A 13,251-nucleotide genomic window follows, 5' to 3' on the forward strand; every position below is an offset into this window, starting at 1 on the left:
CAAGCAAATGGTAAAAGGAAGAAAAAAAGAATTAAGGTTGAGTACCGTTTTAATCTATTCGTTACTATTAAATACCGGGTCATCCTTTATGTGGCCGTTAACCACGGTCTACATGCATAATTACCTTCATGAATCTCTGACAACGGCCGGCATCGTGCTGTTTGCCATGTCAATGTTCATGATTATTGGGAACTATCTGGGTGGTTATCTTTTCGATCGCTGGTCACCATACAAGACTGCCATCATCAGTGTTCTAATTACGATGACTTCGATTGTGACTTTGATCTTCTTTCACGGCTGGCCCATCTTTGGAATTATGTTACTGCTGTACGGACTGGGTAACGGGTCCAGCATGACGCTCTTAAATTCGTACGCATCGATGATCACCTCTAAAAGTACGCGATACGTTTTTAATTCGTTGTACGTGGGGCTTAATCTGGGGGTCGTTGTCGGAACCGCGTTGGTTGGTTTCTTGATGAAGTACGGGATTTCGATTGTTTTCATCGTGGCAACTGGTTTTTACATTGTGTTGTTACTAATGACGATTTTTGAATTTAACATTAAATTACATCGGCCAGCTCCAACGGCCGTTAAGCGTTCACAAGATGACGACGATGTTTCTGAGAAAAAGAGTCGCGGTTTAAAACTGATTTGGCTAATCTGCATCATGGTTTTTTGTATTTATATGAGTTATACGCTCTGGGAAAGTGTCATGTCGGTCCACATGACTCAACTAGGGATCTCATTTGAAAATTACAGTTTCTTGTGGACGATTAATGGCTTACTGATTGTCTTCATTCAACCGATTATTAATAAAATCGGGTCTCGGTTTAAGATGAGTCGTCAGATTGCCTTTGGGGTAATCATTTTCGCGCTAAGCTTCTTTATGTTAATATTTGCTAGACAGTACGCCGTTTTCGTAATTATCATGGTCATTTTGACCTTTGGTGAAATGAATGGACTGCCGGGAATTCCGGCGTGGATCGATACGTTAGCGGACCCCAGACAAAAGGGGAAGTTTCAGGGACTATTTAATATTTTCATGTCCCTTGGAAGGGCTGTGGGACCGCTCTTTGGTGGTTTAATGGTTGAATTTTTCAATTATCCAGCTCTATTTATCGTATCCGGTGGACTGATTTTATTCGCATTGTTCTGTGTGATGAGCGAATCAAGAAAGTTAAGCAAAACACGTCAAGATTAGTGAGGTAAACCATGGTCGACACTTATTATAAGGATTCAATTGATGTGTCTGATGCACACCAAAATAATTTAAAGCACGTTAACGTCAAGCTCCCTAAACACGAAATCACCGTTTTTGTCGGTGAGTCCGGATCGGGGAAATCGTCGTTAGTATTCGACACGATTGCGGCCATGTCACGTCGTGAACTAAACGAAACGTTTCCCAGTTTTTCACAACAGTATCTCCCAAAGTACGGGCAGCCGCACGTTGGTGACATCAAAAATCTGCCAGTTGCCATTGCGATTGAACAGAAACAACTGACCGGCAACGCTCGGTCAACGCTTGCCACCTACACGGGAATCTACTCGTTATTACGACTCTTATTCTCACGAGTTGGAAAGCCGTTTGTGGGGTACTCGGAGGTCTTTTCGTTTAACCTACCACAGGGGATGTGTCCGTACTGTCAGGGGTTAGGCTACGTTGATGAAGTTGATGAGTCGAAGTTAATTGACCCAGAGAAGTCACTTAATGACGGAGCGATTACCTTCGTTAGTTTTGGACCCGGAACCTGGCGTTGGCGGGGATACGGATACAGCGGTTTGTTTGATAACGACAAGCCAGTTAAAGATTACACTCCCGAAGAGTACGACCTGTTGATGCACGCGCCGCAACAAAAACTGTCCAATGCGCCTGCCTACTACAAAACAAGCCAGTACGAGGGGGTGGTTCCCAGAATCAAACGTTCAATCATCAACAGTCGTGAGGGTAAGCACCACAAAGAAGCCATTAGTGAGATTGTGACCCGGGAAGTTTGTCCGGTATGTAAGGGAGCTCGACTTAACCCTAGATCTTTGAGCGTTAAGATTAACGGCGATAACATTAACGACGTCTCTGGGATGGATTTGGTGCAGTTCTTAGACTTTTTGGAGTCCATTAAAGATAACCTTGGAGATGAAATCATCCGGGGCTTGGAGTCTAAGATTAAGCCGTTAATTGACATTGGATTAGGGTACTTGACTCTCGATCGAACCACCAGCACGTTATCAGGTGGTGAAGTGCAACGAATTAAGATTGCTAAACACCTGACCAATTCATTGTCAGATATTCTGTACGTTTTTGACGAACCAAGTGTGGGTCTTCATCCCCACGACATCGCTTTGATAAAAAAGGCCATGATTAACCTAAAGAAAAAGGGTAATACCATCTTTATCGTTGACCACAACCCAGAGATCATGTCGATTGCCGATCACGTGGTCGAAGTGGGACCAAAATCTGGTGCCGAAGGTGGTAAAATCACCTTTACTGGAAGTTATCCAGAAGTGTTGGACTCTGACACCTTGACCGGAAAATGGTTAAGGGCACCCCATCACTTCGCCAAACCACTTCAACCTAAGGGATTTGTAGACTTGAAGCACGTTCACATGCATAACATTGACGACGTGAGTGTCAAGGTACCAACTGGGATTATGACCGTTTTGTCAGGAGTGGCTGGATCTGGTAAGAGTTCACTAGCGGAGGCCATGAAGGACCATCTAAATGGCAATTACGTTGATCTGACGCAAAAACAAGCCGGCATCAGTATTCGTTCAACTCCCGTGACCTATCTCAACATTTTAAACCCAATTCGAAGACTTTTTGCGAAGGCCAACAACGTTTCGACCCAACTCTTTAGTTACAACGGCAAGGGTGCTTGTCCGCGTTGTAAGGGGAAAGGGATCACAATTACCAACATGGCTTTCATGGATCCGGTCGTTCAGACCTGTGAGTTGTGTCACGGAAAACGCTACAGTCAGGAAGCCTTGGGATACAAGTATCACGGTCAAGACATCGCCGACGTTTTGTCAATGTCGGTTGCTCACGCGGCTGAGTTCTTCAAGGATGTTCCTGAAATCGCTAATCCGTTGAAACAGATGAGCGAAGTCGGATTGGATTATTTAGCGTTAAATCAGGCTTTGACCACGCTATCTGGTGGTGAACTGCAACGACTACGATTAGCCCAGATGCTAGAAGAGAAGGGCAAGATTTACTTTCTTGATGAACCCACGGCCGGTCTCCACATGAATGATACGCAACGATTGCTGAAGTTATTTAAACGAATGGTTGCTGATGGCGATTCTCTTATTATCGTTGAACACAACCTTGATGTAATCAGTCAGGCTGATTGGTTGATTGACATGGGACCTGGAGCAGGAACGTACGGTGGAAACGTCCTGTACAGTGGAATTCCTGAGGGATCGGAAAAAGTTCCCCAATCATTTACCGGAAAAGCCCTTAAAAAGTACATGTTGCCTTATAAAGAAAGATAAACAAAAAGAGATCATCACTGATATCAGTGATGATCTCTTTTTGAATTAGAATCCGATGAAAGACTCAATGTTGGCTTTTATCATATTGATACCATCTTGGATGGTCATGATAATTTGTTGAAGAGCATTATTATCCCGTTCACTAGCATTTTGTTCGATTTCTTGTTTGGCTTTTTCAATGACATCTTGAGTTTTTTGGTTAGCTGCATTACTGCCATTGTTGCCACCATTATCAGCGTTGTTCTGGGGTTTATTGTTATAATTTTTAACCACCACGGGCGGATTTTGTTTAACCTGTTGCTGGGCACTCTTTCCTGAACGGTATAAGCCAAAGATTCCCAACAAAATGATAATTAGGAAAATAATGACGATCCAGCGGAACCAGTGGTGTGTCTTCTTTTTAGGAGCACTTTGGTACTGCGTTTGATTGGGTGCTGTTCTATCAACACCCGGGGAAACCACCTGTGCACTTGGTGCGTACACCAAGTTGTAAGTGAGCGTTCCTCTTGCAAAAGTTCCGTTGATATTCTCGTTCGGATTGACGGCCACAACCCGACCCATGTTTGCCGGATAATCAACGTTTCGTTTAAAGGTGACATTAGTGAGGTAACTGACGGCATTCTGATCACCACTAAGTCCCTGAACGACGTATCCCTTTAGGTCAGGGACTTCGATTGAAAATGCTTCCCCGGGAGTTTGCGAATATTTTAATGGGTTAGTCAAATTTTGAGCGTTTTTATCAACAACGTTAATAACTACGTTTCCGACATTGCGGTCCATTCGACTACCAACTGTTTCATTGTTCATTGATTGAGTGCTCCTTTAATCAGTTTATATGCATTATCTTACCATTATTTCTCAATCTCACAAAAAGAATCCAATCCAATTTCCCGCACCTTAATGGGAGATCAGGTGTCGATTAGTCGCTTTAAATGTGATATCATGGTTACTGTAAGTGATAGTTATTAACTATCAGACTGAATATTGAGAGGAAGAATGACATGAGCGAAAAAAAGATTATTGAAAAACTCGATGACATTAAAGATTACGAAGACAAAATGGCTGATTTAGTGTCAGCAATCTTGACCGACCAACCTTGGGAACAAACTGATGAAGTTCGAAACGTTTACTTTTTGGATGTAACTGATTTTGGGAAAGACCTTCAAGACGTTTTGGATCAAATGAACGTTTTGCGTGACCAATACGATGAAACATTACACTCATACTTGGGTGTTCCATTCATCCCTTACGTTCCACTATCAAAATTAACTGATGCCGCTTTTCAAACTTTAGTTGACGTTGACCCAACGGACAACATCACTAAGACTAAGAAGAACAGTGTCTTTGTTGATTCACGTGTTATTGATAGTAAAGATGGTAAGCACATTAGCTTGGACTTACAATTTAACGAACAATAAGATTAAGTGTAAAGAGAGTTGACACCTTGGTGTTAGCTCTCTTTTTTACGTTCTTTAAATAAATGTTTTAAAATGATTGACAGAAAGTGATTTGAGTTGTTTAATTAGTGGCAATTAAAGAAGAGGAGGAATATTCCATGAATAATCATATTGATCATCAAACCGACCTTTATACTTACTTTACTTGGTACAAGTGCGTATCTAAGTAAGGTTGTTTTGAGGGCCTAATTAGATACCGTAAGGATACTAACTAGGCTAATTACAGATTATCGTTGGATATTCCTAATAACGAATGTGTTTTTAATCCCAGTTAGCATCGAATGTTAACTGGGATTTTTGTCTATCGAAAGGAGAATTAGAATGTCAAAAGCATTAATAAGTAAAATGAATCAAGAAATGCTGCAGCTATCACCATCGTCGATTTTAAAATTTAATGATGAGGTGAGTCAGATTCCTGATATTATTCCGTTAACGTTAGGAGAACCAGACTTTAATACTCCCGAACACGTTAAGGACGCGGCAATTAAAAGTATTCAACAAAATGAGAGTCACTATGCCCCAACCAAGGGAACTAAGCGACTGCGGGATGCAGCTGCGCACTTTTTACAAAGTAAATACGATTTAAACTACGACCCGGAGACGGAGATCATTATGACCGCTGGAGCAACCGGCGGAATTTATACGGCGTTAACATCGGTCTTAAATCCTGGGGATGAGGTTTTAATTCCAACGCCGATTTTTCCACTCTACTTTCCGATTATTAAACTACGGGGAGCCACCCCGGTTTTTATGGACACCTCTAAAACTGACTTTGTCCTTACTCCAGAACAATTAGAACAAAATTTAAGGGATCACCCCAAAACCAAGGCGATTGTCTTGAATTTTCCCACTAATCCCACTGGCAAAACTTATCATCCTGGCGAACTCCAAAAACTGGCCGATGTGATTAAAAAGCATGATATTTTTGTGATTTCTGACGAAATTTACAGCGAACTGACTTATGACGGCCAACACGCCTCAATCGCTAAATATCTTCCCGAACAAACCATTTTATTGAATGGAGTTTCAAAGTCACACGCGATGACCGGATGGAGAATTGGGATCATGGCGGCGCCTAAAGACATCACTAGTCAACTTGAAAAAATCGATCAATTTACGATCACTTCGACTACCACAAACGCACAAGCTGCGGCCGCCGAAGCACTTGGAAACGGAATGAATGATACTGATGCCATGAAGAAAGAGTACCGAAAGCGACGTGATTTTGTCTACGAGAAATTGAATGCGATGGGCTTTAAGATGGCCAATCCCGATGGAGCTTTTTACATTTTCGCTAAAATCCCAGCTGGCTTAATTCAAAATAGTATGGACTTTAGCTATGATTTAGCCCGTAAAGCTAAGGTGGCCGTCATTCCCGGAAGTTCGTTTGGCCCAGGCGGCGAGGGTTACGTCCGCATTAGTTATGCTACTTCAATGGAAAACTTAAAAGAAGCCATGGACCGAATTACTGAATATATTGAAAAAGAAAGAAAAAAATAGTGGTGACGCCAAAGCCCTTAACTACTTACGATAGTTAAGGGCTCTTTTGCGGTGTATTTTATTTTATTTACAATTACTTGTTTTGGGCTTCTTTTTCCTGAGCCGCTTGACCCAAGATGTTGAGGTAGTTAAACGGACGGTCAAAGTTTGGTTGAAACAGCATGTCAACCATAGCCAGGTCGTCAATGGTGTTTTCGTTTTGAATGGCAACCGAAAGCACGTTAGCGGATTGTGAAATGTCGTAGAGACTGGTCAATGCGCCACCCAAGATTTTACGGGTGTCAGGACTGTAAACCAGTGACATCAGAACGGGAGTCGTGGTAGGCATGAATTCAGGACGATAGTTGTCTTCGACAATTACTTGGTGAGCGTTAATGCCCTGAGCCTTAGCGGCACTCATGGTTAAGCCGGTTGAGGCGAGGTTTCTGTCGTACAACTTCAGACCAGATGAGGATTGCGTTCCCATGTATTTTTCGGTGTCGTTTTCGATGTTCTTTCCAACCAAGATTCCTTGACGAACCGCATTGGTTGCCAGCGGAATGTAGGCGTTTTTGTGGGTTGGATTGTAGTGAACGGCGGCACTGTCACCAGCGGCGAAGATGTCCTTGTTAGAAGCATGCATGTAATCATCGGTGATGATTGCACCGTTTTCAAGCATGTCAACTTGACCCTTGAGTAGACTCGTGTTGGGTTTGAAACCAATGCACAAAATAGCTAGGTCAGCCGTAAATTCGTCACTGCTGGTCTTAATTGAGACTGTATCACCGTTATCAGTGAACTTTTGCACCATTTGGTTTCCTTCAAACTTAACGCCGTGGTCCTTGTAGTCTTTTTCAACGATGTCAGTAAACTTAGGGTCATAGTATTTACTTAAAACCCGGTCAACCCCATCAATCAGGGTAACTTCGTGGCCGGTCTTAGAATAAGCTTCGGCTAACTCAGCTCCAATGTATCCAGCTCCAATAACAGCGATCCGTTTAGCGTCCTTGGCGTCATCGAAAAGCACCTGAGCGTCGGTCCAGTTCTTACAAAGCTTGACGTGATCGCTATGAACGCCCTCGATTGGAGGGACAACCGGAAGGGAACCACTGGTCATTACGAGCTTGTCGTAATGTTCGGTCTTACTTTCACCGGATTCTAAATCCTTAACGGTGATTTCCTTGTTATTTGAGTCGATGTTAGTGACTTCGTGCTTCATTTGCACGTCGGCGCCTAGTCCCTTTAATTCCTTTGGATCGGAATAGAATAGGCCTTTTGGATCCTTAACTTCGCCACCTAGATAAAGAGCGATTCCACATGATAAAAATGAGATATTGTCATTTTTTTCATAGACAGTTAAGTCATAATCGGGATGCTCTTTTAAGATTTGTTTAACCACAAAAGTTCCCGCGTGGGTACAACCAACAACAATAATTTTCATGATGCAACTTACCTCCTAGTGTGAAACAATATTCATGAATTATAGGTTATCCTACCAGATAAAATTGTGAAATGCTAATCAATACACTCATAAAATGGTTCTTATTTATTATTTTTTGAAAGCGACTTCATTACTATACTCTCTGGCTCTTTCACACATGGTTTGATAAATGCGAACGACATCACGATCGGTGCCCCTTAATTCGTATTCTGCAATTTCAGGGACGTTAAAACGTTCCGCATATCTTCTGGCTGTGAGACAAAATTGGACGTTAAAATTGCGATTACCACTGCCGACGATTCCCATGCAGTAGTCGGCGTTATGGTTGTAAGCAACGTATTCGCCCATGGTGTTGGTCATGAGTTCTTTGACCCCGTTATCGATTCCATTTCCACCGTCAAGGTAGGTCGGCACGAAAACAAAGTACGGTGATGTTTCGTCAGCAAAGTCACTTTGATCTGAGATTTCGGTTGGTTCAATTAGTGGGTTACTAGCATCTTTTTGGTGCTCGGTTTCCGCGTAGTCCTCTAAATTTTGCACGAAGTTGCGGGTGTTACCGGCAATTGAGATGTATAAAATGCGAATGGGTTTGATGATTACTACCTCCTTAAATATGAAAAATAGTCACTATTAGTGTAACCTCTAACAAGTTTAAATGCACAGAATCTTAGAAGTCAAAGCAGCCAAAAAACGCACGGAATTAGTTATCCGTACGTTTTTAATTTAATTTCGTTTCTTTACGATCCAGATGACGATCCCACTGATAGCGAGGATTAAAATTCCGAAGGCGCTCGCAATTGCTCCTAATAGCAGTCCCGGAGTTTGGTATTTCAATTCAATCTGGTGTTTACCAGCTTGAATGGGTGCTCCGACAAAGCCAGTGTTGACCCGAGTAGTTGGTACCTGCTTGCCGTCGACGAAGAGTTTCCATCCCGTTGAATAGGGAATGGAAGTGGTTAAGACGGACTTCTTCTTGTTATTACTGATTCCCTTGACCTCGTTCTTTTTAACCTGAAGGTTTTGGAGACGGTTACGTTGAAGTTTTTGAATCCGTTGTTCATACGAATTGCCAAACGGAACGGCAATAATCTTGGCGTGTTTAAAATTAATCTGGTGGACACCATCAAACGTCAATTTAATTTGATTGCGGCGTTTGGTGGAATACCCTAGGTTAATCAAAGCGTTTTTCTTTTGCGTGTAGTTTGAGAGATTGTCGCGTCCATACTGTGAGTAACCGTTCTTCATTCCTTTCGTTGCAACATTTAAGGAGTACTGACCGACAAACGGAGTGTGGAGGTTCTTTCTTTTCTCGTTTAGTTTCATCATCCGCGTGTAGGGTTGATTTTTGATGGCGTGCTGTCTTTTGGTCATGCTTTCCTTTGAAGCCGACGAGTAATCGTGACTCTGAATGCCCTCTAATTGTAAGTAAATTTCGGCATTTTTGGTGCGGTTAGGTTGCTTAATCTTAAGAAAATACGGAACTGATTTACCGAGGACATCCTTAGTTACCACGCGGAGACCGTCCTGATTTTGCTTCTTGGTGTCATTTTCCAGTTGGACGTTTTCGGAAAGGATCTTTAAGGCGGTCTTCTGAGACGTGTGATTAATGGTTGGTTCGTTGTACTCAACGCTCTTAGAATTGTTAGTGAATGCCGTTAATTTATCGTAGTTATCAAGGGTCTTTTCGTAGTCCGGTTGCACTTCATAACTAAGTTGCTTCTGATTATGTTTCAACTTGGCTGATTTGATGCCCTTAATTGGCGAATCAACATGGACCCCACTGATCATTGCTTGTTCACGCTCGGTTGGGGATAATTTTTGGTACTGTCGGTTTGAGATCGTTTGATCCTGGGTGTAAGCAATTGGAAGTGCGTTCTTGTTTTTTAAAACGTAGGTTCCGTCGGGGTCTTTTTGGTTCACGAGTGGGTTGTCAGACGCAAACAGGAGCGGCTTTTTGTCCTTACCCTTGACCATCTTGAAGCCAAAGGGTTGTGATTTGTTTTGTTGGCCCGTGCGAATAAAGAGGTACTTGACCCCCATTAGATTATCAAGGGTGGTGCGGTAGTCATTTTGAGCGACCGGAGCGTTAAAGGTCCGTTGGTTATTTTGAACGGAATTTTCAAGTTGGCCAATTGCCCCATTTTCCACCGTCAGGTATGACGAAATGTCACGGGTCGAAAATAACATCGGAATGTTGGTATTGATGTTAGAGTAGTTTGATAAGTTGACGTCGTTTCGACCAGCATAGTGGTATCGATTACCAAGTGAGGTCCGATATCCACCCAACCGCGGTTCAACGTACTGATCGGCTCCGTCGTAGAAATTATTGATAAAGTTAGTGGCAACGTGCTTATTAAGCATGCCCTTTGAAAAACCGGCAACGTTGGGACTGTAGTAGCCAATGCCAAGTGAGATAAGGTTTATTATCAAAACGGCGGTCACACTTCCGATGGTTGTCACTGGCTTTAAATGAAAGAGCTGACTACATAGGATGACTCCCATTAAAATCAGCAGGAGGACAATTTCACCGTAGTCATGCGCGCTTAGCTTCATGATGAAGCCGCGAGAAGCCCAAATAAGCACAATGAGGGTGATAATTGCGACAATCATGACTTCCACGTCACGTTTAGTTAACGTGGTGAGATGATCTGAAAGAATTGTGGCAGCCATCCCAATTGGAAGTAAGCCCAAACACATCCACCGGTTTGATGGGGTCGATATGGCGTTGAAGACGGCTCCAAAAGCCGGAATCAGGGCACCAATGAAAACCACCAACAGGCCGATGTTTAGGTAAAGGTATTTCTTGAAGTGGGTCATCGTGTAAACAATGCCCAAAAATCCGAGTCCACTAATCCCAACAATGAGCCAGAAGCTAATGGTCAGGTAACCATTTCCGAGAATTTTACTTGGAATGGAGAGGTAATAGTAGAGAGGATAGAAAAGATAGCCGTTCGCAAAGGTCGAAGTGGTCCTCGTGGAACTTAGGGCAAATAAGAGGGTCGGGGCGAAAATAACAGCACTAATCAAGATTCCCGCTAGAATGGCCGCAACCATTTTGACCAGTGCGCTCACAAAATGAAAGTCAGGTTTTTTACGAAGGCTGAAATACCTAATGATGACGTAGATAATACTGCCAAGCCCAATGATGTAAGCAAAGTAGAAGTTACTTAAAAAAGTTAAGGAAACGGCCAGCATCAGTGGAATGAAGGAATGGTTAGAAATGATGCGTTCGACGCCGTAGCAAATCAGTGGGAAGAAAATCATCGGTAGAATAAAAAAGGGATGGTGCATCCCCGAATAAAGAGCGTAACCCGCAAACGTGTAAGTTAAAGTTCCGAGTACAATACTGTATTTTTTAAAATGAAATTGTTTAATAAATAGTAAAAAGGCCAATCCGGCAACGTACAGGCGCAGGATTACCAGGAGCCCATATCCCAGTTCCAGTAAGTGGTCTGGGAATAAAACGATCAGGTAGTTGAAGAGATCACCGACTACGTAGTACGAAAAACTGGTTAACTGATCAGCACCGAGGCCAATGTTAAACGACCAGTTAGTAAAGCCGTGACTGGGATGGGCAAGAAATTCAGTTAGCATGTGTTTAAAGTTTACGAGAATGGGATAGTGTTGGGCAATTCCGTCCATTCCCCAAATTAGTGAGTTACCGGTTAAGTAAAACGTCCAGATGTAGGCCATGATAATAATCAGAAAAATTAGACTGTAAAAAAGCCAATCCGGACATTTTTTTAAAACTGTTTTCATTGTTTCTATTACCCCTATGTATTAGTAAAGCCGAGGAGGATCCTCGGCTTTATTGATATTAGTTATTTGTCTTTTTGATCGTCATCTGCGTCTGATTCATCATCAGTTGGTTCCAGTTTATTGACCTCTAGCCAGTTAATGAACGAGTTCTTGTAGTCAAGAACCTTAAACTGAAAGCCATCAATGGTAACAACGTCACCCACTTTAATGTGAGGGTTTTGTTCAATGATGAAACCAGCAATCGTAACGATGTCAGAGTCGTCAAAAGCAGGCATCTCAACGTCGAAGTACTTTTCAAAGTCATACGTGTTTAATTTTCCGTTCACCTGGAAGGTGCCATTGGGCTGTTTAAAGATGTATTCGTTAACCTGCGGATCGATTTCGTCTCGAACGGTCCCAAACAACTCTTCGTAGATATCCTTATCGGTAATTAAACCAGACGTTCCACCGTATTCATCGATTACGACAACAATTGGTTGATGCATCTTAATCATTTGTTGAAGCACCATCGTAATGGGGGTGGTTTCGGGGGTCGTACTAATCTTTCGGATTAGTTTTCCGACCTTGACGTTGGAATCGACCTGCGATTGTCTGACCAAATCGTAACTGTAAACGTACCCCAGAATATTATCCTTATCGTTGTCTTTGACAACGGGAATTCGACTGAATTTCTTTTGAATGTAAACGTTAATGGCGTCTTGAACCGTGTCGTTGATGTCAATCGTTACCAATTGGGTCCGGTCAATCATGATGTCCCTGGCCACTTTGTCGTTTAATTCAAACGATCGTTGCATGTACAGATAGTCGTTTCGCTCCAGGTCACCGTTTTTAACGGCATCCTTTGAAAGACTCAAAATCTCTGATTGCGAGAAGGCCTCATCGTTTTCGTTTGCCACCGGGATTCCCAGTAACTTAACCACGCCAGTTGCTGACACATTTAGTAACCACACAAATGGATAGAATAAAATGTGAAAGAAGTGAAGCGGACCAGCAATCACGCTCAAAACCTTCAGTGGCATGTCAATACTAATATTTTTAGGCACAATTTCGGTAAAGACCACTTCTAAATAGGTAAGTAAAAGTACCCCAACAATCGCACCAACACTGTGAGCGGTAGCAGGATTAACACTGAAATCCTTTAATTCCATGATGGAAACCAGGATTTCAATCACGAATGATTCACCAATCCAACCAAGAATGATTCCCGCAAGTGAAACACCTACTTGGGTTGTCGAAAGATACTCATTAAGGTTGGTTACCATTTTCATTTCACGATTAACTTTTTTCTTCTTTTTGTCACTGATATCTTCATCATCCAGTTTTTCTTGGAGGGCACTTGGCCTTGATTGGACCAGTGAGAACTCACACGCGACAAAGAATGCAGCAAAGAAGAACGTTATTAAAATAATTATTAGATCAAGTATTATCTGACCGGTATTCAAATTTCATTCCTCATTTCAAAATTTTAAACAATAAATATATTATAACGTACTTATCCATTTTTTTAAGTATTTAAGATGAGCGGCATAATTAATTGATTTTATCATAAAGCCGCTTGAATGGAAGCAATTTATTAAAATAAATTCCTTATTATGTTACGAAAAATTTTTGATTTTATGGTTTCGAGGA

Annotated in this window: 9 protein-coding genes; 4 read left to right on the plus strand and 5 right to left on the minus strand. The window is 42.1% G+C overall.

Features of this window, described 5'->3' with window-relative positions:
* Both AC6UD0_RS06460 and AC6UD0_RS06465 read left to right on the plus strand, forming a co-directional pair.
* The coding region (locus AC6UD0_RS06460) for an MDR family MFS transporter (protein ID WP_500708518.1) at positions 1-1,201 on the plus strand (1,201 nt) is incomplete at its 5' end.
* 11 nt (positions 1,202-1,212) lie between these two features.
* Entirely contained in the window at positions 1,213-3,486 is a 2,274-nt protein-coding gene (locus AC6UD0_RS06465) for an ATP-binding cassette domain-containing protein (protein ID WP_500708520.1), read from the plus strand.
* Positions 3,487-3,531: 45 nt separating this feature from the next.
* On the opposite strand, the gene AC6UD0_RS06470 is transcribed toward AC6UD0_RS06465, so the two are convergent.
* Positions 3,532-4,293, minus strand: a complete 762-nt coding sequence (locus AC6UD0_RS06470; protein ID WP_500708521.1) for a hypothetical protein — start codon at positions 4,291-4,293, stop codon at positions 3,532-3,534.
* Between the two features lie 194 nt (positions 4,294-4,487).
* Here AC6UD0_RS06470 and AC6UD0_RS06475 point away from each other — a divergent pair, with 194 nt between their 5' ends.
* Entirely contained in the window at positions 4,488-4,904 is a 417-nt protein-coding gene (locus AC6UD0_RS06475) for a hypothetical protein (protein ID WP_500694103.1), read from the plus strand.
* 360 nt (positions 4,905-5,264) lie between these two features.
* Positions 5,265-6,443: an aminotransferase class I/II-fold pyridoxal phosphate-dependent enzyme gene (locus tag AC6UD0_RS06480; RefSeq protein ID WP_500708522.1), complete on the plus strand. Its 1,179-nt coding sequence runs from the start codon at positions 5,265-5,267 to the stop codon at positions 6,441-6,443.
* Between the two features lie 73 nt (positions 6,444-6,516).
* Here AC6UD0_RS06480 and AC6UD0_RS06485 read toward each other — a convergent pair whose 3' ends face one another.
* From AC6UD0_RS06485 to AC6UD0_RS06500, 4 genes are all read right to left on the minus strand, one after another.
* Positions 6,517-7,863: an FAD-dependent oxidoreductase gene (locus AC6UD0_RS06485; RefSeq protein WP_500708523.1), complete on the minus strand. Its 1,347-nt coding sequence runs from the start codon at positions 7,861-7,863 to the stop codon at positions 6,517-6,519.
* A 108-nt stretch (positions 7,864-7,971) separates the two neighbouring features.
* Positions 7,972-8,457 (minus strand): class Ib ribonucleoside-diphosphate reductase assembly flavoprotein NrdI, encoded by a 486-nt coding sequence (gene nrdI / locus AC6UD0_RS06490; RefSeq protein WP_500701307.1) that lies wholly within the window; start codon positions 8,455-8,457, stop codon positions 7,972-7,974.
* Positions 8,458-8,586: 129 nt separating this feature from the next.
* On the minus strand, positions 8,587-11,622 hold the full coding sequence (locus AC6UD0_RS06495; RefSeq protein WP_500708524.1) for a YfhO family protein: 3,036 nt from the start codon (positions 11,620-11,622) through the stop codon (positions 8,587-8,589).
* Positions 11,623-11,684: 62 nt separating this feature from the next.
* A complete protein-coding gene (locus tag AC6UD0_RS06500) occupies positions 11,685-13,064 on the minus strand; it encodes a hemolysin family protein (protein ID WP_500694099.1) in 1,380 nt (459 codons plus the stop codon).
* Positions 13,065-13,251: the final 187 nt, after the last annotated feature.

This window comes from Fructilactobacillus sp. X7R9C1 (genome assembly GCF_059901005.1).